The following is a 22,869-nucleotide window of genomic DNA, read 5'->3' on the forward strand; positions in this document are numbered from 1 at the left end:
TTAATAGAACATGGGTGAACCAGGTCCTAAGGGCAGGCCCAGCAGATACCATACAGCGAACATGATGATCCAGCCAACCAGGAATGCCAGGGAATAAGGCAGCATGGTGGAGATGACGCTTCCGATTCCGGCCTTCTTATCATACTTCTGGAAGAATGCAACGGTCAGTACGAAGAAAGGCATCAGCGGCGCAATGATATTGGTACTGGAATCGCCGATACGGTAAGCAACCTGTGTCAGCTCCGGTGACAGGCCCAGACGCATGAACATGGGAACGAAAATCGGAGCCATGATAGCCCATTTTGCAGAGTCAACCGCAATGAAAATATTGATGAATGCTGTCAGTACAATAAAGCAGATGATCAGCGGAAGCCCTACAAACCCAACTGACTGCAGGAAGTTGGCGCCAGATACGGAAATAATGGTTCCCAGGTTTGAATAGTTAAAGCATGCGGTAAACTGTGCTGCAAAGAAAATCAGTACCATGAAGCTTGCAAGCCCGGCAATGGTCTTGTTCATCAGCGCAACTACGTCCTTGTCATTCTTAACCGTCCCGGCGCCGATACCATAGGCAAGACCGGGAAGCAGGAACAGGAGCATCATGAAGAAAATGATTCCGCTCATGAATGGGGATGTAAGGAATGCGTGGGTTTCAGGATTCCTTAAAAGCCCGTTGGAGGGAACTACCAGCACTGCCATGAAAATCACATATGCCAGGGCAGTGATTCCTGCCCAGCGCATGCCGCGCTTCTCGTTCTCAGCAATATCCTGCACAACCTCAGACGCATCCGGCACATAAGGCGCAAGGCGCGGTTCAATCAGCTTATCCGTAACAATGGTTCCGATAATGGTAATCAGGAATGTGGAAGCTATCATGAAATACCAGTTGCAGACAGGAAGGACCGTGTATCCCGGGTCAATCATCTGTGCGGCCTGGGTGGACATGCCTGCAAACATGGGGTCATTGGTGCCGATTAACAGGTTGGCGCTCCAGCCACCGGACACGCCTGCAAATGCAGCCGCAAGGCCTGCAATGGGGTGGCGTCCAAAAGCCATGAACAGGATGGCCCCTAAGGGAACCAGCACAACATAACCGGTAGAGGAAGCAATATTGGACATGATGCCCAGGAATACCACCACCGCGGTCACAAACGCCTTTGGCGTGGAAGCAGCCACCTTGCGCAGCAATGCGGACATAAACCCGGTTCCGTCAGCAACGCCCACACCAATCATGATGGTGAACACGGTACCCAGCGCAAAGAATCCGGTGAAGTTGGACACCACGGTGGTTACCATGTGGCGGATGCTGTCAGGAGCCAGAAGGTTTACTGCCTGTACTGTCTTCTGTGAGATCTCGCCGCTGGCGCTGTCCAGGAAATCATATGTTACGGATACGCCGAGAGCGGCGCAGACAGCTGACAGAACGATTACGATACCTGTCAGTATCAGGAAGATGGTGGCTGGATTAGGCAGACCGTTTCCCACTCGTTCCACTGTGTCCAATGCCCGGACGATGAATCCTTTTTTAGCCTTTTCTTTTGTCATAACTATACCTCCATTGTTTTATGCATTGTTTTTATGCATTTCTTGCGTCTACTGCATGTTTCAGCTGCTCCATGGCTTTTTCAAGCACAGGGCGCGGGCAGGCTGCGTTGAGACGCATGAAGCCTGATAAACTGCGGCCAAAGGACCACCCCTCATTCAGTCCAAGACCGGCTTTGCGGATCATGAAATCCCTTAACTCTTCATTGCCCATGCCAAGGCCGCGGCAGTCCAGCCATACCAGATAGGTTGCATCCGGCACATTTGGCTTAACCTGGGGGATATTGGCAGCGCAGTAATCTTTTATAAATTCAAAATTCCCTCCGATATATCCCAACAGCTGCTCCAGCCACTCTTCCCCTTCATTGAACGCCACTTCCATGGCAATGGTGCTGAATGCATTGTTGCGGTGTATATCCAGGTTAAACCAGAACTTATCAAACCGTGCCTTTAACTCCTGATTGGGGAAAATGGTGGCTGACGCCTGAAGCCCTGCCAGGTTAAAGGTTTTAGTGCCGGAAATACAGCTGATTACATGGGCTGCTATCTCAGGCGATAAGGTAGCGGTGGGAATATGCTTCTTCCCGTGGAAAACCAGGTCTGAATGGATCTCATCCGAAACAATGAGCACATTGTTGGCAATGCAGATATGGCACATCCTCTCAAGTTCTTCCCTTGTCCACACAATACCCAGGGGGTTGTGGGGGCTGCACAGGAAGAATACCTTTGCTTCCTTTGCCTTTTCCTCAAAATCCTCAAAATCAATAATCCAGCGTCCGTCCTGTTCCTTCAGCGGGCTCTCAACCACTTCACGGCCCCAGCTCTCGGTCACATCGTAGAATTCAGAGTACACAGGGGTCTGGATCAGCACCTTGTCTCCCGGCTCCGTAAACACATAGACCATGGAGGACAGCGCGGGAACCACTCCCAGGTTAAAACTGATCATGCTCTTGTCAATGTCCCATCCGTTGCGGCGCTTCTGCCAACCGCACACAGCCTCATAGTAAGAATCCGGACGGGACGTATAACCCCAGATGCCTTCCTCCGCCCTGGCCTTTAAGGCGTCAATCACGGGCTGGGCCGTCTTAAAGTCCATGTCCGCAATCCAAAGCGGTATCACATCCCGGGATCCGAACTTCTTACCTGCTTCGTCATACTTGGCAGACCTGTTGTGGCTGCGGTCAATGATTTCGTCAAAATTGTATTTCATGTTCACCCTTCCAATCCCTGCTATATCGCAGTAAATTTATATTATTTTATATAAGCAAAATTCATGCCAACTTTTACAGAGGGATTTTTCCTTTATTTCCGTTCCACTGCCTGCCAACAAATGGTCTAATTCGATTAATTGGTCATTCTTTTGTATTCCTCCCACTTGTTCCGACCAATTAATGTAATCCTGCTGCCTCCCCGTCCCCTGCTTACCTTGGCTATCCCATTGCACGCCATGTAATTCAGTATGTCCCGTATTTCCTTTTGGGATAAGGGGATATAGTTGGATTTTGCCGTTTTCAGGATGCGCTCACGTCCAATCAGTTCATCCTGTTCCGATGCATTGTAAAGCTGTTCCAGCACGAACCAGAAGCCGTCCGGGTATTGGCCGTTTGGGTATTGACCGTTCGGGTATTGACCATCCGGGTATTGGCCGTCTAAGTATTGACCATTCGGATATTCCCCGTTTGGGTATTGCCCGTTCGGGTATTGCTCGTTCGGGTATTGACCGTCCATGGTATTGCCGACCGGGATTCCGCCGGCCTGAGCTCCGCCGACCGGGATTCCGCCGGCCTGAGCTCCGCCGACCGGGATTCCACCGGCCGGATTTCCGGCGCCAGCCGCATCCATCTTCCATTTATTTCCATTTTCAGTCAGCCATCCCCTCATCAGACCTCCTGCGCCATGGCGCATATCCGTATCCTTAATCTTTATGAACGTGGGCGGCAGGTCTTCCACCCCAATCTCGTCCTGGCCCGTAAAGCTCAGATATTCCACCACATTCTGAAGTTCCCTTATATTACCGGGCCAGCTGTAATGAAGCAGCAGGTCCCGCACTTCATCTGACAGGATGAAACGGCCATTGCTCCTTTGCCGGAAGGTTTCAATCAGCAGGAGGATATCATTTCCCCGTTCACGCAGGGGCGGAATAAGGGCAGGCAGGGCATTGAGCCTGTAATATAAATCCCGGCGGAAACTGCCGTCCTCCACCTTTTCCTCCAGTGATTCATTGGTCGCGGCCACGATACGCACATCCACATTGATGATCTGGTTCCCGCCCACACGCATGATTTCCCTTTCCTGAAGGACGCGGAGCAGCTTCACCTGCATGGCCTGGCTCATTCCCTCCACTTCATCCAGGAACAGGGTTCCCTTGTGGGCAAATTCAAACAATCCCGGCCGGCCGCCCTTGCGCGCCCCGGTAAACGCGCCTTCCTCATATCCAAAAAGTTCGCTTTCCAGCAGGTTTTCCGGCATGGCGGCCACATTGATTGCCACAAAGGGGCCGTCGCAGCGCCCGGATGCCAGATGGACCGCGTGGGCAAACAGCTCCTTGCCGGTCCCTGTCTCCCCAATCAGCAGTACCGGGGATTCGGTTACCGCCATTTTCTTCAGGATCTGTTTTGTTTTTTCAATTGACTGGGATGTGCCGATTACATCGTCAAACCGGTACTTGGCCCTGTATCCCTTGTGGAGCAGCTGGCTGCGCAGTTCATTCTGGCGTTTCTCCAGTTCATTAAAGGGCTGCAGGGTGGCAAATGCCCCAATGCATTCCCCGTGCCGCAGCACAGGGACAAGGGACATGTTGATATTCACGGAGCCGATGCGGATAAGCCTTGGTTCCAGAGGCGCCCTGGACTTCATGCATTTATCAAAAGGAATATAGGGGAATACCTCCCTTCCCATCCTGCCCATGATCAGGCTGCGGTTAACCCCTGTTATCTCCTTGGCCTTTTGGTTGCACGCATATACCTCCCCTTTTTCATTGACCCCCACCATTCCCTCATCCAGTATCTCAAGAAGGATGTCAAAACGGCTCTCCATCTTCCTGGACCTGGCAAACATTTCATCAAAACTGTAATTACCGGACGCCATGGTCTTCATATAATTCTGAAACTGTTTTTCCTCCAGCAGTCCTTCCAGCCCCAGGCGGATGGCAGCCTCAATCATGGTGCCGGGCGTACACGGCCTGTGCCCGATGTTGATGACCTTCTTCATGCCCGGAGGCACAAAACCGGCCTCATCCGGCGTCACGGCAATGTCCAGGCCTTCCGGCACAGGAGAGTCTGGGCCATATGGCTCGAACCCGATCTGGTTCACCCCCAGCTGCTCCAGCTGTGTGATGGCCTCCCTGGCCATCTGCCGGGTGGCGTTCACAAACAGGACCCTGGTCCCCCTTGGGATCCGCTTCAGGTCCTGTATTACCTCCTTGGGATACGTGAGCTGGATTTCCACCACCTGCCCGTCCGACGGAACATACCGCCTGGCCTCCTGCGCGTCCTCAAAAGCATCCGTGGACAGGAGATACAGGTCTGATTCCACAATCCCCTCCACAGACCTGTCCCCTGTGCTGTAAGAATGGACCTGCGCCCACTGTCCGAACAGGGCCTGGACCTGCTCCGCATAAAACCGGCTGGACCTTGGGATTAATGTTATGACCGATATTGTTTTCTTCATATGTCAGCATTCCCCTTTATATTCACTTTCTATGACCAATTGAACCATTATCTTTAACCATCATTAAAACCATATTAACAAAATGCTGCTGAATGTGCAATTTGCTTTTATTGGTAATTCCGTATCCGTTAAAAGTTTTGCTTTTATACCTATGATTTTTATGAGATAATAAACTGGATTGTACTATTAATAAAGTAAATGAAATTCCAATCATGGCGAAAGGACAGGATTCCAATGGATGCGGATAAAAGAAGTGCGGCTAAGAATACCGTGACAGTAACCGTGGACAGGGCAATCGGTACCTGCCACCCGGAATATCCGGATATGCGTTACCCTATCAATTATGGTTTCATAAAGGGTATTATGGCGCCTGATGGGGAAGAACAGGACGCTTACATCATAGGTATCAATATACCGGTCAAGCAGTTTACCGGAAGGGTAATCGCCGTTGTACACCGATATGATGATAAGGAAGAAAAATGGGTGGTCGCGCCAGAAAACCAGACCTTTTCCATGGACCACATTAAAAAAGAGATACATTTCCAGGAACAATATTTCGACTCTGAAGTCATAATGCTGGACACCTGAAAAGACACTGTTTACAAAATGTTTACAAAAGTTTCCCTACCTGAACAACAGACAGCAGCACCGGCCATATTTATATGACGCAGCACTGCTGTCTTATCTTGACTATGGATTTATACGTGAATACCGTCAACCGCAATCTCCCTGAGCACCTCTGGTATGAAACTCTCCTCAAAAACCATCTTAGCCTCATGAAGGATTTCAGCCTTGGCCTCCTCCCCCCTGGGAAGATGACAGAGATACAGCTTATCCGCTCCCAGCATCCGGGCCATTTTCCCTGCGTCCGCGCCGCTGGAATGTCCCTTCCTCAGCAGCGTCTCCCCGTCTTTTGAAAGGCCGGAGGCCTCATGAACCAGTACCTGGGCGCCTTCCATGAATGAGGGGATATCCCTAAGGGGCCTTGTATCGCATGTATAGACCAGCTTAGCCCTGCGGCCTTTCATGGCATCCTCCATGGCATCTTCTATCGCATCACTATCTTCTATAGCATCGCCTTCTTCTATAACATCGTCATCCTCTATAACATCGCCTTCTTCTATAACATCGCCATCCTCTATAACATCGCCATCCTCTATAACATCGCCATCCTCTATAACATCGCCCTCTTCTACAACAACCCCAATGGACATCTTTGTGTGGTCCGTCGGAAACGTAGTGACCTTCATGGTACCCACAGAAAACACGGGTTCCGTGTGCATCCTGATTTCAAACATGTTCTTTTTTTCCCGTATACCGAACAGTTGGATCAGACCGTCCGCCAGCCCCTCCAGCCCTTTGGGCACATAGATATCAAGGGCCTTCCTCCTGCCGGCAATCCACATCTGGTGCAACAGCGACGGAAGTCCATATACGTGGTCAATATGCTCATGTGTGAGGATTACCGCGTCCACACCGGCATTGACCAGGGTCCCGATGTTACATGACAGGTCCACGGCCAGGCTCCCTTTCCTTCCCATAAGGAGAAGGGAGGTATTGCCGCTGTCCGTATTCTGGAGGGAACCATTTACACCTAAAAATATAAGTTTAAGCATTGTCTGCCCTGCGCTTTCTGTTCTTAAGCACCACAGATGTCACAATACAGACAACCAGCATGATGAAGAACCAGCAGATAGGCGATGTATAAAACCTGGAAAATGTACCTCCGCCCAGCTTTACAGCCCTCCTGAACTGTTCCTCAAACATTTTCCCGAGAATCAGCCCAAGCACCACCGGCGCAATGGGATACTTATTCTTTTTCATGACATATCCCGCCAGTCCCATGACCAGGGCGGTTCCAAGGAAATAAACGCCTTTTGAGACCGAAGAACCAGCCAGGGCATACGGCCCTAAAAATGAAAGAATCAGGACCACCGGCATCAGCACGCGCTGTGAAATAAGAAGGATTCTTGGATAAAACCTGACCCCTGCCAGCTGGAACACCCCCATAAATATGTTTGAGATCAAAAGCGTCAGGAAAATGGAATAAACCAGGGGCATGTTCTGGGAAAACAGGGCAAATCCCGGCGTAATCCCGTTTATCATGAGGGCGCCGATCAGCACTGCCGTGGCAGAGTCCCCGGGAATGCCAAGACTTAAGGCAGGGATCAGCGCGCCTCCGGTAACCGCGTTATTGGCCACCTCCGGGGCAAACACGCCTTCCAGGCATCCGGTTCCTGGCATGTCCAGCTTTCCCTTGCTGTGCTCACATATATTGGAAGCAGCATTGCGGCTCATGAACACCGCGATACTGGCCCCGGTTCCCGGTATGGCGCCAATCAGGGTGCCGATTCCAAGGGACGAAAAGATGATCTTCCACATGGACAGGATTTTCTTCATTGGGGGGAATATTTTTCCGATATCCGTACATATCTCCTTGTTCTGCGGCTTCCTGAAATTGTCCAGTTCTGAAAACACCTGGCTGACGCCGTAAAGCCCAATCAGCGTGGAGGTCATATCCAGGCCGTTTGCAAAGGGCGTCTTCCCAAGGACGGATACAAATGGTATCCGCAGCGCCCCTGACATGGGGTCCGGCCCCAAAAACGCGAACACAAAGCCCAGGGCTCCCATGAGCAGGCCTTTTAGTATGTCGTCGCCGGAAACCGCGGCGATGATCACGATACCCACCAGGGCCAGCGTGCATTTCTCAGCAGGGCCAAAGGCCAGGGTCATTTTCGCCACAAGGGGGCTGAAGAAAATCAGGAATATCTCCGAACCCAGGCCGCCGATCATGGAGGCAATGACCGCGGCCCCCAGCGCCTGCCCGGCCATCCCCTTCTTGGTCATAAGCTGTCCGTCTTCCGTGGTGGCTATGGCATTGGGGTTGCCCGGTATGCCTAAAAGTATGGCGGGTATGGATGCGCCGCATACAGCGCCGCAGTACACGGCCAGAAGCAGTCCAATGCCGGTGGCGGTATCTAACTGGTAGGATATGGGGATGACAAGGGCAATGCCCATTGTTGCGGTAAGCCCCGGCAGGGCGCCGAGGACAATGCCAAGGGCGGCTCCGAACGCGCACCACAGGAACGTTGAAAGGTGGGCCACAAGCCCTACCCCTGCAATAAATTCACTCATAGTTACCTCCTAAAAGTCCAATATGCCCGGAGCCAGATTCACACTGAAAAACTGTTTAAATACAACATATAAAAAGAGTACCGTGGCCAAGGTAAGAAGACCCGGGTCCGCAATCCGCTTCATTCCCGCCGCCTTCAGCTTCCTGCACAAGGTCCTGCTGACAGCAAAGGTGAACAGAGCCACATATGCCAGGGAAATCACTGCCTGGAATGTTGATACGGTAAATATCCCGGGAAAATCGCCTATCCTTCCAAGGTGCATAAGGCTTTTGGTAATTGTCCTCATGATGAAATACCCAAGCGCCGTGATCCCCATGGTCCCCAGGCCTCCCAGGACAGCCTGCTTCTTATCACAATCCTGGCCGGCGGCCGTATAGATATACTCCAGACAGTACAGCAGCAGGGAGGAAAGCAGGATGAAGCCTGCATGCCTGATCAGTAATACATACAGGACCGACAGGATAAGGGTAATGAGGAAAAGCCTTTTTGTTCCCGTATCCATGCCCTGTCCATCCGGACGTTCCTTAAGGGTAATATAAAGGAAGCCGGCAAACAGGAACACCGCCATTGCCAGGGGAAGCACCTTGCCTCCCGGATCCCCGCCAACAGCATCCGCCGACAGGGTAGTATCCCCGCCCGACAATACATATATAAAGTAAAGGGCTGATAATACCGTCATGAAAGCCGGCATTAATTTTACTTTCAGTTTCATACATCCACCTTCGCAATTCTATCAGACTCAGACACGGCCGTTCTTATTCAGCGTATTCCCCTTTTGCCAGACCGGTTGCCTTGATGATGGGCTTCATGGACTCGACCATTTCCCCGTTATACTTTTCAAAATCCCCAAGTTTTGAATAATCGCCCAGCAGTCCCTGCTCTTTCAGCCAGTTCTGGAAGGAATCGGAATTGTATGCTTTCTCAAGCACGTCCGCAAGGTATGTCTTTACCTCATCGGGTGTGCCCTTCGGCGCACAGATGCCCCTGAAGCAGCCGCCCGGCACCGTAAGGTCTCCATAACCCGCATCTGCCAGATTGGGAACGTCTTGAAGTTCAGCCAGCACGGAATGGCCTTCCCCAAAGAATACCAGGGGCCTTAAGCCGTCAATGTTTGCAAGCACTTCTGACTGTGAGAATATACCTGCGTCACAGTGGCCGCCCAGCACTGCCGGGATAAGCTCCGCACCGCCGTTAAATGAAACAACGTTAAAAGGTGATTCCAGCGCATTATTCAGCCCATAGGCAACAACGCCTGTGGTGGCGGTGGCGCCTGCATTGCCCAGGGTGACCTTGCCGCTGTCAGCCTTGGCAGCCTGAATCAGGTCGTCCAGGGTCTGGTAGGGTGAATCCGCGTTAACCGCAAGCACGAATGGCTCCATGGAAAGGCCTGTTATGAAATCCAGCTCTTTAAATCCGTCCGTATAACCTGTCATGGTGCCGCAGATTACATATGTCCCGTACATAAGCAGCGTGTATCCGTCCGCCTCGGAATCAATGACCTGGTTGGTACCGGTTCCCGTGGAGCCGCCTGTTACGTTTTCAACTATGATATTGTTGTTGCCGGAAACCTCCTTCATGGCCTCCACCAGCTGACGGGCCTGGGTATCCGTGCCGCCGCCCGCTCCCTGGGGAACAATCAGGGTAATTGTCTTTTCCGGGTCAGGAAATGCAGCCTCTTTGGATTTGCCGCAGCCTGTAATAAGTGTGGCCGTCATGGCTGCCGCAAGCGCAGCCGCTACAATTGCTTTTCTTTTCATAGTATGAACCTCCTTGGTATTTTGTTTTATGGTACATCACTTGTATGTTACAAATGCATAGCTTTCCATGGCGGTAAAACAGGCAGGCATTCATCAAAACGTCCTATGAGCGCTGCCTCGCTCCCTGACCCGTATGTGCGGTTCAGGAACATTTCCATATAAACCTCTTTGAACTCCTTCCAGGAGCCCACCTCATCCCCGGGCCTGATGGGATAAAACAGCACGCCGTTGTCATGGGCCGCCCTCATGTCCCCGGGGGCATCCCCAATCATCAGCACGCAATCCGGTGCATAGTGGTCTTTGACCCGGCTGATGCACTCCTTCTTGCTACCTTCGTCCTGGGAACAGATCATGGACACATAGGGCAGAAGGCCGTTTTCCTCCCACTCCCGCTGAAGGGCCTCCCTGGCAGTGGCGGAAACCACTATGATGTCCGCCTCCCGGCTGAGGCTTAAAATGGACTCCTTTACATGCGGAAACGGCGGTATGCCGTAAACCATATCCGATATACGCTCATTGGATTCCAGGGACCAGCAGAGGGTCCTCTCAAGGACAGGGTCACCTGATCCTGCCAGCGCGGCATTATTGGCAGCGGGCGCCTCCCTAAGCCACCTGCCCAATGCCCCTGTATCCGGAAACTCAAAGTCATACTCCCTGACCGCGTCCCAGTCCTTTAACAACTCAATGGACCTGTACAGCGTGATAAAACGTGACAATCCCCTGTCCTTTGAATACAGGTTCTCAAACTCCCAGGCCATCCTTGCATACTTGGATATGGGCTGTAATCCCCAATGCTTTATCATGGCCGGACAAAAGCACTCCTTGTGCTTTATCTCCATGGTGTCAAATGCACAGCCGTCCGAGTCAATGCATACCAGCCTTTGATGCCCGGGCCTGAAGCTTTCAAATACTTCTTTTCCCATTCTTTACCTCCGTTGCAGCCAGCCGCCCGCAGCGGCCAACAGGCACGCCCAATGGCTAACCTTTATTCAAAATGAATTTTTCAATGGCAATGGCAACCCCGTCCTCGTCAAATGGAGCCGTCACAAAATCAGCCTCATCCTTCAGCCATTGGGGTGCATTTCCCACCACAACCCCGACGCCCGACGCCCTGACAGCCTCCGCGTCCAGCACCGAATCCCCGATGCTCATTACCTGTTCCATGGAAATACCCAGTTTATCCAGCAGTTTCCTGATCCCTCTGGTCCTGTCAAGGCCCTGGGGGAAGAACTGCATGTTCTCTCCCACGGGATCGGTTATGTGTGCCACGCCTGAATGTTCCACTTCGTCATATATCTGCTGCTGTAAACCTGCCGGAATGCCGTACATGTTTACTTTTTCAATCCCAATGCCGTTCTCTGAAAAATACCGGGACGGCTTATCTATCACAATCTGCCTTCCTGCCTCAATGAACCAGACATGGTGGGAAGGGACCGGATATTGTTCCAGATGGTCTGCCACGGCCTTTTCCAGGTATATCTTCCCGCCCGCAGCTATCTCCGTATATATATTCCTGCCCTCGAATACCCTGCACATCCCCCCGCTGTCCTCCGGCGTAAGGATTTCCTCATGGATAATTTCCCCGGTGCTGTGGTCCACTACCCTGGCCCCGCCGGAAGTAATATAATAGCGGATCCTCTTTTCAGCTTCTATCTGGGGAGGCTGCATATTCTCAGCCCTGCCGGTTGAAGGAACTATGTATATACCTTTATCCAGCGCTTTTCTGATTGCGTACATATTTCTGACTGAAATAAACACCTGGTCCCGCTGAAGGGTGGTTCCGTCAAAGTCAAGAAGTATTGCCTTTATATCCATAGTAATCCTCCTGTGTCTTTCAATTTAATTTCTTCTTAACTTTATATTAACACCGTGATTATCACGTGTCAATCATTTAGGTATGTAAAATGTTTGAAAAATTATCTCGTTCCAATCATGTGGCCCCCATTGCTTTCAATTCTTGAAATGGGTATATGATTATGATATACTTTTTGTTAAAAAGGGAGGACTATTTATGGCAACCATGAACGACATAGCCAAAGCTGCCGGGGTGTCGCGTGGCACAGTATCAAACGTCCTGAACGGACGGGGCTGTGTCAGTTACGAAAAGATCCGGATGGTAGAAGACGCGGCCGCCAGGCTTGGCTACAGCCTTGACAAGCGCGCCAGCACCCTGCGCAAAGGGGTATCCGGTTCCATTGCCCTCATTATCCCAGACATTTCCGAAAAAAAATACAGCGATATCTACATGGGCGTCCTGGGAGCGGCCAAAGGATTTGACTGCAAGGTCTGCCTGTACATATCCGGGGACCAGCCGTACAGGGAGCGGGAGGTCATCCTTGAGGCCATGAGGGAAAAGGTCATGGGTGTGCTTACCGTGTCCTGCCTTGAGGATGGGCAGGCCGAATACGCCCCCTTCCTCACCGCGGACATCCCTGTGGTTTTCCTTGAACGTCAGGGAGCCCAACAGGCGCTCTGTTCCTATACCTTTGATATGGAAGAAGCAGCCAGGCTGATTTCCTCTGTGATGGATGGGGCGCCGGATGTATGCTTTCTTTTGGATTCCCTCTCCTTCAGGGACCAGCTGGCTTTAAAATCAGGTTTACAGCGCCTGATCCCCATGGAAGACGGTTCCATCTATGAAAACAATCACGGTGAACTCTCCCCTTCCTCTTACCGGCTGGCCGCAGACCATCCTCACGCTGATTACTGTATTGCCGGCAGCGGGCTGCTGGCGCGTCTGGCGGAAAATGCCTATACCAGGTTCACCGGCAGCAGCCCCTGCATCATCTGTCTCTCGCCGCTTACCGCACTGCCGGACAACCATTATATTAACATCCAGCTGAATTACAGGTATCTGGGCATGTCGGCCGCCGAAGCCCTGATGCATACGCTGAATTATGAAAAACCCCTGGCCTCCAGGATATTCATGCCTTCCGGAATCTGTTACGGTTCCAGGGCAGTGATGCCAAAGGACAGGACAGCCGGCGCCATAGGCGGCATACACCCACAGGACAGATGCACCCTGCGCATGCTCGCCCACAATACCCCCACCATATCAGCCCTCAGGACCCTGCTTCCCCAGTTTACCAGGAGCACGGGAATCCAGGTGGACATCATTACCACGTCCTTAAGCGAGTTACTGAACAAAGCCGCGTCCCGGGATGACCGGTGGGATATCATCCGGGTGGACCCCTCCAGCCTGTCCCATATGGCTCCCGGAATCCTTCTTCCCCTGGAAGAGGCGGACAGGGACGCGGACCGTCATTTCAGGCATCTCCTGGATTCCATCCCGGAGGACTATTCCAGGTTTAACGGGACCTTATACGCCTACCCCTTTGATATCAGCATGCAGCTGCTCTTCTACAGAAAATCCCTGTTTGAAAGCGTGGCACAGCAGCGCGCCTTTTATGAAGAATCCGGCAGCACCCTTAAGGTCCCCGCCACCTACGGGGAACTGGAAACCGTGGCCAGGTTCTTTACCAGGGCATGCAGGAGTGATTCCCCTACGCCATACGGTTCCAGTATCGCTGCCTATACCAGCCAGACCTCCGTAACCAGCGAGTATCTTCCCAGGCTTATTTCTGCCGGGGGGCTGGCCTATACCCCTAAGGGAATGATCAACCTCCAGACCGATGCATCCATCACTGCACTTAAGGATTATATACGTTTTTCCAAATATGCCGATACCACGCACACCCATGACTGGAGCGAGGTGGCTTCCGGCTTTGTGAACGGTTCCTATGCAACCACTATCCTGTACCTTCACTACGCTTCCCAGTTTGTAAGGGCTGAGGGCGCCGCCTTTAACGGGGATATCGGGTTTGCCCCGCTGCCCGGCAATAATTCACTGCTGGCAGGCGGTTCCCTGGGCGTGGGCAGGTTCTCGGAACATGCGGCAAAGGCCTGCCGGTTCATACAATGGGCCACTGGCCCGGATATTGCCCCTGCCCTTGTGATGCTTGGGGGGATATCTTCCTCTGCCATTGTCTATGAGCAGCAGGATATCATTGATTCATATCCATGGCTTAAGTACCTGGCCGAACACATCAAGGACGGCATAAGCAGGCCGCTCCTGTCCTTCCGTTCCTTCAGCTATGACCAGAAGGAATTTGAATGTCAATTGGGGCAAAGGTTATTAGATGCCCTGAACGGGCGGAAAACGCCTGAACAGGCGCTGTCAGATGCCCAGGAATATCTGCGTTCCCTAAGCAGTTAGGCGGGAATACAAAGAGGGCTGCCATATCAGGCTGGAATTTCAGCCTGATATGCTCCCTTATTTTAGTATTTGTTTGAGAAAAATGTGGGAAATATGATTAATACTGGATTGTTAAGGAAAAATACTTTACACTAGAAGAATATCTACTAAATTAGGAATGGGAGCGTGATAAGCTATGGGAGTATATTTAAATCCGGGAAATGATGGATTTAAAATGGCATTAAATTCTAAAATATATGTAGATAAAAGCGGATTGATTTCTTATACAAATTCTGTATTGAAGACGGAACAGCGTTTTGTCTGTGTGAGCCGTCCGAGACGTTTTGGAAAATCCATGGCTGCAAATATGCTGACTGCATATTATGAGAAAGATATTGATTCGTCAGAGATGTTTCAGGGGCTATCTATTTCACAAGATGAAATGTTCAAAAAGCATCTGAACAAGTACAATGTGATTTTTTTAAATATTCAAACGTTTTTAAGCCGGACACATGATATCATGAAGCTGAGAAGCATGATTGAAAAGTCGTTGCTCCGGGATCTTATGAAAGTGTATCCGGATATTGATTACCTGGATCAGTCGGACTTAATCAGCAGCCTGATGGATATTTATGGAGAAACATCGGACCCGTTTATTTTTATTATAGATGAATGGGACTGTATTTTCCGTGAAAATAGGGATGATGCAAAGGGACAGAAGATTTATCTTGACTTTATACGCAATCTCCTGAAGGATCAGAGTTATGTCGCCCTTGCCTATATGACGGGTATACTGCCAATCAAGAAGTATGGTTCTCATTCCGCCCTGAATATGTTTGATGAATTTTCCATGACAAATCCCGGCCCCTTGGCTGCTTTTACAGGATTTACGGAGTGGGAAGTGAAGGTATTGTGCGAACAGTATAAAATGGATTTTTTCGAGATACAGCGCTGGTATGATGGCTATTGCTTCGGGGGAGATACCCATATCTATAATCCGCGTTCAGTTGTCAGCGCAATGCTGACCGGAGATTATGATAATTTCTGGAATAAAACAGAGACATTTGAAGCACTGCGTAATTATATTGTCATGAATTATAAGGGCCTGAAAGACACTGTGGTGAATCTCCTGGCCGGCGGGAGAAGAACGGTTAATACAAACACCTTTTCCAATGATATGACAACCTTTCAGTCAGCGGATGATGTACTGACCCTGTTGGTGCATTTGGGATATTTGGGATATGATTTCATATCCAGAGAGGTGTTTATTCCAAACTCGGAAATATCTTCGGAATTTTTCAATGCGGTAGAATCAGCCGGATGGGATATGGTGGTGAAATCCATAGAACAATCAAAGAAAGATTCTGGCGGCCACATGGAATATGGACAGTGAGACGGTTGCGATGGGGCTTTCAGAGTCCCATATGGAAACATCCATCTTGGCCTATAATGATGAAAATGCATTGTCCTGTGTCATTTCCCTTGCCTATTACAGCGCACGGGAATACTATCAGTGTATCCGTGAATTCCCTTCGGGGAAAGGGTATGCGGATATTGTGTTTCTTCCTCGTCAGAATCACCTGGATAAACCGGGTATAATTGTGGAGTTGAAATGGAATCATTCGTCAGAAGGTGCAATCACACAGATTAAGGAACGGCGTTATGCAAAATCTCTGGAAAACTATAGCGGAAAGCTATTGTTGGTAGGAATAAATTATAGTACTAAGACCAAAGCGCATGAGTGCGTTATAGAGGAGTATTATAAAGAACCATAGTATCTGTATTTTGAAGCGCTCGAAGAAAATCAGAATATGTCAATCTTATCCGTACCGGAAAGATGCAATTCACGTATAAGACAAAGCACCGAACCGTTATGTAGCTCGGTGCTTTGATGTTATAATCCTGTTTCTGCATCATCAATAACCTGCTTGGCCTTCCTGTTGCTCAACTGCGTTTGGAATGATACGGCATAACCGTCAATTGTCAGTTGACGGAAGAAAGCCTCTGCACATTTGATTTTTGCGTTCTCCACAAACATTATGCTTTGTAACCATCCGTGCTCCCTACCGTATCCTCTCCCTGATGGCCTGTTCCTGCTCATCAAACAGAAGTTCCTTATTATATCTGTAATACCGCTCACATTCATACTGCTCCAGAAACCATACGCTGGCAGCACTGGTATTCAGTTCTGTGACGAATATGACCATCTCCTGTCCGTTTCCAAAGGACGCCTCCATGAAATTGAATGCATGTTCCAGTTTCCGGCCCAGGTCCTCCTTCCACGCCTCATAGTCATCGCTCCGGCCCATGAAACGGCCCCGCACCCACTGCCATGCCTCATCCTTCCCGGCAGCAGCGCCTTTCACAGCCTCTTCCCTCATCTGCTGCGCATAATCTTCCAGAATAGCGGCGCATCTGCGTCCCATCCTTTCTTCCTGCCTTCCAAGCAGGCCGTTCTTCTTGCCCCGCAGCCTCTCCTTCTCCATGTCCTCTGCCAGCTGCTGCAGGATTTCTGAAGGCTGGGGCCGTCCTCCCAGCGCTGCGGGTTCCTGTCCCACAGGTTCCTGCCCCGCGGATTCCATACCGCCGTCATCCGCCCTCTCCAGCTCCTGGCGGTACGCCTTAAGCTGTCCCATCAAAAGCTCCATCACCTGGTTCTCCGCAAACAGGGCCTTAAACCCATCCGTCAGTTTGGACAGCAGCAGGCCGGTGACGCTGAGCCGCTCGTCAAAGGAAGCCTTTGCCACCTTGTGGCACAAAGCCTCGTTCATGACCCCGTTAAGGATTCCTTCCACCTGGTACTCATCCTGGTATTTATAATACAGCTCCAGGTAATTGGCAAAATCCTTTGCAATCCTGGGGTGCTGGATATACTGGCTGATTACATTCCTGTCCGCTTTCTTGCCCAGCTTCTCATAGACCAGGATCAACTGTGACAGGTCCTCCCAGCCCCTGGGCGTTGCAAACATTTTCCCGTCCACCGTGGTCTCAATATGGCAGAAATACTGGCCCTTGATTCCCAGATAGGAAATGATGGCAGGATGTATATTCTCCTTATAGGCATACTCTTTCCACACCCCAAGGTCCGGCTCCACATCAATCCGCTTAATACGGTCCAGGGTAACCACGTCAAACTCCCGGACCGACTTGTTGTATTCCGGCGGGTTACCGGCGGCCGCAATGATCCAGCCCTCCGGAATCCGGTGGCTGCCAAATGTCTTGCACTGGAGGAACTGAAGCATGGTAGGCGCCAGCGTCTCCGAGACGCAGTTGATTTCATCAATGAAAAGAATGCCTTCCTTTAATCCGCTGTCCTCTATCTTATTATAAATGGATGCCACAATCTCGCTCATGGTATACTCTGTCACCGCGTATTCCCGGCCGCCGAACATTTTCCTGTCAATAAATGGAAGCCCCACTGCGCTCTGCCTTGTATGGTGGGTAATGGTATATGCCACCAGCCCGATGCGGCATTCCCTGGATATCTGTTCCATGATTTGGGTTTTCCCCACGCCTGGGGGCCCAATCAGGAGAACCGGCCTCTGCCGGATGGCAGGGATTACATATTCCCCGTTTTCATCCTTTAGAAGATATGCCTCTATGGTGTCCTTTATCTCTTCCTTTGCCCGCTTAATATTCATGAGTCCTGCTCTCCTGCATCCTTTGGTTTTCCTTTATACTCCATGATCTGTTCCTCCTTAAGCACCACCTTCATGGCCCAGGCAGGAACCGATTCATCGGAGAACATATTTTCAATAAAAACAAATGCCGTGTCATAGGGCGGCGCCTGCACCGGATAGATGCCCAGGCCGTCTGTAAAATAAATCAGGCCACGCAGGTTCACCACCTCCCGTCTGGCCCTGAGTCCGTTCACATACTCAAAAGCCGGGCGGAAATCCGTCCCCCCATGCCCTTTTATCTCAAAATGTCCCATGTACTCCTTTAACTCCTCCGGGCAGGTGACAACCACGTCGGACTGTACCGCATCATCACACTGTATGATGTGCACATGGACCTTCTTAAAATAGCTCCCGGACTCAGACAGCACATCGTACGTTTCTTCCAGGAACCGTGCCACCAGTTCGCCGGAACAGGACATGGAGGTGTCAATGACAATGGCAAAGTCCTCTATCCGGTAAACCTCCTTTGACTCAAGCGGTTCAAGCAGGGGCATGTTCCCATAGAGGGAAAGCCCGTAGGTATAAAAAGCATAGTCAAAGGAATCCGGGTCCACCTGCATCTCCTCCCTCAGCACAGCGAACTTGCGCAGGAACCGGCTGTAATCATAGCGTTCCCGGTTCTCCACCTGGACCTGGTCTAAAAGGCTTCTGTTATCCTCGGATTCGTCCTTGGAACCCATTGTCTCCATCTGGGTCTGTACCTTCTCACGGTTGTCGTTCCACTGCTCCTGCCGCGGCCTGGCCTGCCTGGAATCATCCTCCTGCTCCCACAGGTCATGGCTGTCCACATAGAACTCGGATTGCAGCTGCTGGAGCCTGCGCCCGGAAAGCCCCATCTCCTTAAGGGCACGGTAAACACGCTCCGCTGTCAGGGGAATCCTGCGCGGTTCCTGCCCGGATGTCTGTCCCTGCCCGGATGTCTGTTCCTGTCCGGGTGTCTGTCCCTGCCCGGGTGTCTGTCCCTGCCCGGATGTCTGTCCTTGCCCGGGTCCCTGTTCCTGCCCGGCCCCACCCGGTTCCCGGGCCAGCTGTTTTTCAAGCCTTAAGTAGGTTTCCCTGCGAAGGGGGTTCTTTGGCACATGGACACACTTCTGAAAGAGTCCGTCTATTACGGACTCCATGGCAATATCACATGCCAGGTCCCAGTAATCCTTATCCCTGTCCTTACGTGTATACATGTGACAGAAAAGGCAGTGGAACAGCATGTGCAGATACGCCCGGTTGACCCGGTTCCTACCCTGGCCAAACAGGGCGGTCAGGTACTCAGGCCCATAGTAGATGAGCCATCCGTCAGTGGCAATCCCGCCGCGGCCCCAGTCAGCCTCAAATCCAAGGCTGCTTAAAGAAACATCCAGGAACCTCATATTCAGATATAGTTCACTTCTGGCCTGATAAAGGATCCTGGTGCACAGTTTTACCTGGTCCAGTTCCTCCAGCTGCCTTTTCCTGGTTGGGTCTGTCATTGTCCTTTTCCCGCTGTCATTGTCTCATGCTCTTCCTTCAGTTCCTCATACAGATGGTAGAAGGTCCATGTGCTGTTATGCTCTGTCAGCACCGCCTTCAGCCCAATCCTTGGCACCCCGGCTTTTCTTAGGTTCATCAACAGCTCATCCAGCCGCCTGTTGGAAAACTGCTTAAGCACCATCATTTCCACGGGAATCACAGGGAGCCCCGCAGCCTCCTGGCCCTCAGGCGCCTTATCCAGTACCTGGAATCCGTCCATGCCGGCCAGATATCCCACTGTCTCCAGCACCTGCTCCGGGCCAATGTTCCGGATCCGTATGCCCATGCGTACCAGCACGCTTTTCATCATTGCCACATGCTTCATGGTCTCGGGCCTGCCCGGATTATAATATAATACTGTCTCTGTTAATTTTGCCATACCATCACTCCTCTTAGGCCCCTGCATTTATTTGAACAGTTCCTCGCTGTCCAGCATCAGGGTAAACGGCCCGTCATTTAAAAGCTCCACCTTCATGTCCGCGCCAAACCGGCCCTTTTCCACCACATCCACATATTGGCTGCACCGTTCCATGAACCGCTTGTACAGGGACTCCGCCATCTGGGGCGCGCCTGCCTTGACAAAGCTTGGGCGGTTGCCCTTGCGGCAGTCCGCGTACAGGGTAAACTGGCTGATAATCAGAAGCTCCCCTTCCACATCGGCCAACGATAGGTTAGTTTTTCCATTTTCATCCTCAAATATCCTTAAACGGCAGATTTTGTCCGCCATCTTTTCAGCCACCTGCACCGTATCCCCGTCAGCCACCCCCAGAAGTATCATGAACCCCTTTCCAATCCTTCCCAGGAGTTCGCCGTCCACTGTCACGCTGGCCTGGGTTACCCGCTGAACCACTGCTCTCATATGCATTGTCTCCTTTTCATCGTATCATCATTTTCAGGTATTCCATCAGGGTTTCCGTGGCCTCTTCCCTGTAAAGTATCTCCCTGGCCCGGGCCGGATAATCAGTAATGATATTATCCACTCCCAATAGCTTCATCTGATTCATCTCGGTCTTGCTGTTCACGGTCCACACATGGATTGCCTTGCCATCCTCATGGACCGCCTCCACCAGGCGCCGGCCTGCAAAGCTGGAACGTATGCTGATAAAGTCAAAATCCCCGCTCTCATAATAGTTCCCATAGGCCGCGGCCAGTATGTATCCGGTCCTCAGATCCGGGTTCATATCCTTAACCCGTTCCAGGTACTTAAGCTTTACAGAAGTAATGACACACTGGTCCTCCATATCATACTCCTTAACAAGGGCAGCCACCTGCTCCGGCAAGCTGGTGTCATTGCCAATATTCTTAAGCTCAATATTAAGCTTCATCCGGCCCTTGCATGCCTCCAATACCTCCCTCAGCGCGGGAATCCGCTCCCCTTTGAACTCCGGTGAAAAATGGCTTCCCACATCCAGCTGCTCCAGCTGGGAATAGGTCATGCTGCCCAGGGTCCGGTCCACCCCTGCCACCCGCTTCAGGTTCAGGTCATGGCACAAGACCACGATGCCGTCCGCCGTTGTCTGCACATCTATCTCACTGTAATCCGCCATCTCCTCCATGGCCGCCTCCAGGGCTGCCATGGTATTCTCCGGCGCCATCTTAGAGCTTCCCCTGTGCGCCGTTATCTCAGTCTGGCCAAGGACCGACCAGTCCGGGGATACGCCGTTGTACACCATATCGAAAATCATGAACAGGCTGGCGCCGGCCAGTGCGCCTGTAATGGTAAGCATCCATTTCCGTTTGATGTGCATCCCGCCCAGGTGCATATCCTCCGAAATCCCAAAATCCCAGGGATGGCCATGGACATGCCCTCTTTCAAACTGGTAATAGACAACGGTAAGCGCGCCAAAATCCACCACCGATACCAGAATGGTGCCGATAAACAGCACCGCCAGTTCAAGCCTTGCGCACACAGCCGCCAGCACGGCCATGGCGGCATAGCTGTCCACAAACAGCGTTACCACCACCGCGGATACCACCACGATCACAGAATGAAGCAGGACCAGGAACAGGATAAGCCCCAGGTTCAGCGCCAGGAGAAGGCCCACGGCCCTGGGCCATTTCCTTCCAAGGATCTCCATACTGCGCCTGAAGCCGTCCCGGAAGTCCTTCTGCTCTATCATGCAGGTAAAAAACACCAGCATGGTAGGAATGCCGATAAGGATCAGTAACACCACTGCCAGCACCAGGCCCAGTCTGGTAACAGGGCCGCGGACAATCTCCGCCATGACAAAATTAACGGGTTTTATCCTGGTAAGCAGGCGGAGCAGCAAAAAACTGTTCATCATCAGGAAATCAGCAAAAGCCAGGGGAAGCAGCTTCCAGTTCCTTTTCTTCCACTCATCAAAGACCTTATCCACGGCGCCCTTTAAGATGGACAGGGAGTCAATCCGTCTGGAATAGGCCGATGCCTGGTAAGCCGTTATAAGGCCCGCGATTTCAACCACCATAAGGACCATGCCCACGGCAATGATAGCGGCCACGCAGACAATGGTCAGCGGACGCCAAAGAAAGGCCCCCATATTACTCATGGAAAGGTAACTGTACCCTGCCATGCGCAACGAGAACCTAAGCAGCTGGTTTGCCAGCCTGATATAGAATGTACCTGCAACCAGCCGGAACAGTACTTCAAATACTGCCAGCTGGCGCAGGTTCAGTTTAATCACCTGATCTGTTTCCCTGATCAATCTGTTCACTTATATTCTTCTTCCGTCTGTCCCTGCAGTTCATCCTGGCGCTGTTCTTTTGCAAATGCCGTGATGGCCTCATTGAGTGAGAACATCTTGGCATCCAGCATATCTACCATATCCGCACAGGCCTTCAGTTCTTTTAACAGGTTCTCAGGCGCATTGCCCTCGAACTTGTAAGCAATCTTGTGTTCCAGGCTGGCCCAGAAGTCCATGGCAACCGAACGTATCTGGATCTCCACCTTGGTTTCCACCGGACCGTCCGTCAGGTACACAGGGACCGTCACAACCATGTGATAGCTCTTATATCCGTTGGGCTTGGGATTCTTGATGTAATCCTTCACATGAAGGACCGTCACATCCCCCTGGGAAGCTATCATATCCGCAATCTGGTAAATATCCGATGTAAAGGAACAGATGATCCGTATGCCGGCAATGTCGCTGAGCCGTTCCATCATATTCTCGATGGATACCTCATACCCATCCTTTTTCAGTTTCTTTACAATGCTCTCAGCCGTCTTAAGCCGGGATTTGATATGTTCAATCGGGTTATAGTCATAACGGCTTACAAATTCGTTATTCAGTATCTCGATTTTAGTATTAACCTTTTTCAGTGCTGAATCATATAAAAACATGACTGAACGCCATTGGTCAACCTGGTCATCCGTTTTGGGGATATTGGACATTCCTATCCCTCCTTATCTA

The 22,869-nt window shown here is 51.2% G+C and carries 20 protein-coding genes; 4 read left to right on the forward strand and 16 right to left on the reverse strand.

Going from position 1 to position 22,869, the window contains the following annotated elements; all coding sequences use genetic code 11:
* The 3 genes from DWX59_RS11860 to DWX59_RS11870 all read right to left on the reverse strand — a co-directional run bounded on the left by DWX59_RS11860 (position 1) and on the right by DWX59_RS11870 (position 5,211).
* Positions 1-1,545 (reverse strand): AbgT family transporter, encoded by a 1,545-nt coding sequence (locus tag DWX59_RS11860; protein WP_117559346.1) that lies wholly within the window; start codon positions 1,543-1,545, stop codon positions 1-3.
* Between the two features lie 31 nt (positions 1,546-1,576).
* The gene (locus DWX59_RS11865) at positions 1,577-2,752 is read right to left on the reverse strand and encodes a MalY/PatB family protein (protein WP_117559348.1); all 1,176 of its coding nucleotides are present in this window, start codon (positions 2,750-2,752) and stop codon (positions 1,577-1,579) included.
* A gap of 134 nt (positions 2,753-2,886) precedes the next feature.
* Positions 2,887-5,211, reverse strand: coding sequence for a sigma-54 interaction domain-containing protein (locus DWX59_RS11870; protein WP_117559350.1), 2,325 nt, complete (start codon positions 5,209-5,211; stop codon positions 2,887-2,889).
* Between the two features lie 234 nt (positions 5,212-5,445).
* Between DWX59_RS11870 and DWX59_RS11875 the strand changes: the two genes are divergently transcribed.
* Positions 5,446-5,799 (forward strand): inorganic diphosphatase, encoded by a 354-nt coding sequence (locus DWX59_RS11875; RefSeq protein ID WP_117559352.1) that lies wholly within the window; start codon positions 5,446-5,448, stop codon positions 5,797-5,799.
* A gap of 110 nt (positions 5,800-5,909) precedes the next feature.
* On the opposite strand, the gene DWX59_RS11880 is transcribed toward DWX59_RS11875, so the two are convergent.
* The 6 genes from DWX59_RS11880 to DWX59_RS11905 are packed head-to-tail and all read right to left on the reverse strand — an operon-like array spanning position 5,910 to position 11,917.
* Entirely contained in the window at positions 5,910-6,827 is a 918-nt protein-coding gene (locus DWX59_RS11880; RefSeq protein WP_117559354.1) for an MBL fold metallo-hydrolase, read from the reverse strand.
* On the reverse strand, positions 6,820-8,346 hold the full coding sequence (locus tag DWX59_RS11885; protein ID WP_117559356.1) for a tripartite tricarboxylate transporter permease: 1,527 nt from the start codon (positions 8,344-8,346) through the stop codon (positions 6,820-6,822). The genes DWX59_RS11880 and DWX59_RS11885 overlap by 8 nt, the downstream gene beginning before the upstream one ends.
* 9 nt (positions 8,347-8,355) lie before the next feature.
* Positions 8,356-9,057, reverse strand: a complete 702-nt coding sequence (locus DWX59_RS11890; protein WP_117559358.1) for a tripartite tricarboxylate transporter TctB family protein — start codon at positions 9,055-9,057, stop codon at positions 8,356-8,358.
* A gap of 43 nt (positions 9,058-9,100) precedes the next feature.
* On the reverse strand, positions 9,101-10,102 hold the full coding sequence (locus DWX59_RS11895) for a Bug family tripartite tricarboxylate transporter substrate binding protein (protein WP_227115981.1): 1,002 nt from the start codon (positions 10,100-10,102) through the stop codon (positions 9,101-9,103).
* A gap of 47 nt (positions 10,103-10,149) precedes the next feature.
* Positions 10,150-11,025: an HAD family hydrolase gene (locus DWX59_RS11900; RefSeq protein ID WP_117559361.1), complete on the reverse strand. Its 876-nt coding sequence runs from the start codon at positions 11,023-11,025 to the stop codon at positions 10,150-10,152.
* Positions 11,026-11,080: 55 nt separating this feature from the next.
* A complete protein-coding gene (locus tag DWX59_RS11905; protein ID WP_117559363.1) occupies positions 11,081-11,917 on the reverse strand; it encodes an HAD hydrolase family protein in 837 nt (278 codons plus the stop codon).
* A 196-nt stretch (positions 11,918-12,113) separates the two neighbouring features.
* On the opposite strand from DWX59_RS11905, the gene DWX59_RS11910 reads away from it, so the two are divergent.
* The 3 genes from DWX59_RS11910 to DWX59_RS29980 all read left to right on the forward strand — a co-directional run bounded on the left by DWX59_RS11910 (position 12,114) and on the right by DWX59_RS29980 (position 16,072).
* A complete protein-coding gene (locus DWX59_RS11910) occupies positions 12,114-14,318 on the forward strand; it encodes an extracellular solute-binding protein (protein ID WP_117559365.1) in 2,205 nt (734 codons plus the stop codon).
* A gap of 214 nt (positions 14,319-14,532) precedes the next feature.
* Positions 14,533-15,690, forward strand: a complete 1,158-nt coding sequence (locus tag DWX59_RS11915) for an AAA family ATPase (protein WP_353626636.1) — start codon at positions 14,533-14,535, stop codon at positions 15,688-15,690.
* Positions 15,680-16,072 carry a PD-(D/E)XK nuclease domain-containing protein gene (locus tag DWX59_RS29980; protein WP_330665761.1) on the forward strand — a complete coding sequence of 131 codons (393 nt, stop codon included), beginning with the start codon at positions 15,680-15,682 and terminating at the stop codon, positions 16,070-16,072. The genes DWX59_RS11915 and DWX59_RS29980 overlap by 11 nt, the downstream gene beginning before the upstream one ends.
* Positions 16,073-16,191: 119 nt before the next feature.
* On the opposite strand, the gene DWX59_RS28545 is transcribed toward DWX59_RS29980, so the two are convergent.
* Genes DWX59_RS28545 through DWX59_RS11945 form a run of 7 tightly spaced genes read right to left on the reverse strand, consistent with a single transcriptional unit; the run spans position 16,192 to position 22,850 of the window.
* Positions 16,192-16,398: a hypothetical protein gene (locus DWX59_RS28545; RefSeq protein ID WP_147325806.1), complete on the reverse strand. Its 207-nt coding sequence runs from the start codon at positions 16,396-16,398 to the stop codon at positions 16,192-16,194.
* Positions 16,361-17,938, reverse strand: a complete 1,578-nt coding sequence (locus DWX59_RS11920; RefSeq protein WP_117559367.1) for an ATP-binding protein — start codon at positions 17,936-17,938, stop codon at positions 16,361-16,363. Before DWX59_RS11920 ends, DWX59_RS28545 begins: the two co-directional genes overlap by 38 nt.
* On the reverse strand, positions 17,935-19,440 hold the full coding sequence (locus DWX59_RS11925) for a vWA domain-containing protein (protein WP_117559369.1): 1,506 nt from the start codon (positions 19,438-19,440) through the stop codon (positions 17,935-17,937). Before DWX59_RS11925 ends, DWX59_RS11920 begins: the two co-directional genes overlap by 4 nt.
* Positions 19,437-19,859 carry a DUF3783 domain-containing protein gene (locus DWX59_RS11930; protein WP_117559371.1) on the reverse strand — a complete coding sequence of 141 codons (423 nt, stop codon included), beginning with the start codon at positions 19,857-19,859 and terminating at the stop codon, positions 19,437-19,439. The genes DWX59_RS11925 and DWX59_RS11930 overlap by 4 nt, the downstream gene beginning before the upstream one ends.
* 27 nt (positions 19,860-19,886) lie before the next feature.
* Positions 19,887-20,339: a D-aminoacyl-tRNA deacylase gene (dtd, locus tag DWX59_RS11935; RefSeq protein ID WP_117559373.1), complete on the reverse strand. Its 453-nt coding sequence runs from the start codon at positions 20,337-20,339 to the stop codon at positions 19,887-19,889.
* 16 nt (positions 20,340-20,355) lie between these two features.
* A complete protein-coding gene (locus DWX59_RS11940) occupies positions 20,356-22,173 on the reverse strand; it encodes a glycerophosphodiester phosphodiesterase (protein ID WP_117559375.1) in 1,818 nt (605 codons plus the stop codon).
* Positions 22,170-22,850, reverse strand: a complete 681-nt coding sequence (locus DWX59_RS11945; RefSeq protein WP_117559377.1) for a GTP pyrophosphokinase — start codon at positions 22,848-22,850, stop codon at positions 22,170-22,172. Before DWX59_RS11945 ends, DWX59_RS11940 begins: the two co-directional genes overlap by 4 nt.
* Positions 22,851-22,869: the final 19 nt, after the last annotated feature.

Source organism: Enterocloster aldenensis (assembly GCF_003434055.1).
In the GTDB taxonomy this organism is placed as follows: domain Bacteria; phylum Bacillota; class Clostridia; order Lachnospirales; family Lachnospiraceae; genus Enterocloster; species Enterocloster aldenensis.

Coding starts and splice junctions, on each gene's coding strand:
- DWX59_RS11860 (WP_117559346.1), bottom strand. CDS start 1,545: ATGACAAAAGAAAAGGCTAAAAAAGGATTCATCGTCCGGGCATTGGAC.
- DWX59_RS11865 (WP_117559348.1), bottom strand. CDS start 2,752: ATGAAATACAATTTTGACGAAATCATTGACCGCAGCCACAACAGGTCT.
- DWX59_RS11870 (WP_117559350.1), bottom strand. CDS start 5,211: ATGAAGAAAACAATATCGGTCATAACATTAATCCCAAGGTCCAGCCGG.
- DWX59_RS11875 (WP_117559352.1), top strand. CDS start 5,446: ATGGATGCGGATAAAAGAAGTGCGGCTAAGAATACCGTGACAGTAACC.
- DWX59_RS11880 (WP_117559354.1), bottom strand. CDS start 6,827: ATGCTTAAACTTATATTTTTAGGTGTAAATGGTTCCCTCCAGAATACG.
- DWX59_RS11885 (WP_117559356.1), bottom strand. CDS start 8,346: ATGAGTGAATTTATTGCAGGGGTAGGGCTTGTGGCCCACCTTTCAACG.
- DWX59_RS11890 (WP_117559358.1), bottom strand. CDS start 9,057: ATGAAACTGAAAGTAAAATTAATGCCGGCTTTCATGACGGTATTATCA.
- DWX59_RS11895 (WP_227115981.1), bottom strand. CDS start 10,102: ATGAAAAGAAAAGCAATTGTAGCGGCTGCGCTTGCGGCAGCCATGACG.
- DWX59_RS11900 (WP_117559361.1), bottom strand. CDS start 11,025: ATGGGAAAAGAAGTATTTGAAAGCTTCAGGCCCGGGCATCAAAGGCTG.
- DWX59_RS11905 (WP_117559363.1), bottom strand. CDS start 11,917: ATGGATATAAAGGCAATACTTCTTGACTTTGACGGAACCACCCTTCAG.
- DWX59_RS11910 (WP_117559365.1), top strand. CDS start 12,114: ATGGCAACCATGAACGACATAGCCAAAGCTGCCGGGGTGTCGCGTGGC.
- DWX59_RS11915 (WP_353626636.1), top strand. CDS start 14,533: ATGGCATTAAATTCTAAAATATATGTAGATAAAAGCGGATTGATTTCT.
- DWX59_RS29980 (WP_330665761.1), top strand. CDS start 15,680: ATGGACAGTGAGACGGTTGCGATGGGGCTTTCAGAGTCCCATATGGAA.
- DWX59_RS28545 (WP_147325806.1), bottom strand. CDS start 16,398: ATGAGCAGGAACAGGCCATCAGGGAGAGGATACGGTAGGGAGCACGGA.
- DWX59_RS11920 (WP_117559367.1), bottom strand. CDS start 17,938: ATGAATATTAAGCGGGCAAAGGAAGAGATAAAGGACACCATAGAGGCA.
- DWX59_RS11925 (WP_117559369.1), bottom strand. CDS start 19,440: ATGACAGACCCAACCAGGAAAAGGCAGCTGGAGGAACTGGACCAGGTA.
- DWX59_RS11930 (WP_117559371.1), bottom strand. CDS start 19,859: ATGGCAAAATTAACAGAGACAGTATTATATTATAATCCGGGCAGGCCC.
- dtd (WP_117559373.1), bottom strand. CDS start 20,339: ATGAGAGCAGTGGTTCAGCGGGTAACCCAGGCCAGCGTGACAGTGGAC.
- DWX59_RS11945 (WP_117559377.1), bottom strand. CDS start 22,850: ATGTCCAATATCCCCAAAACGGATGACCAGGTTGACCAATGGCGTTCA.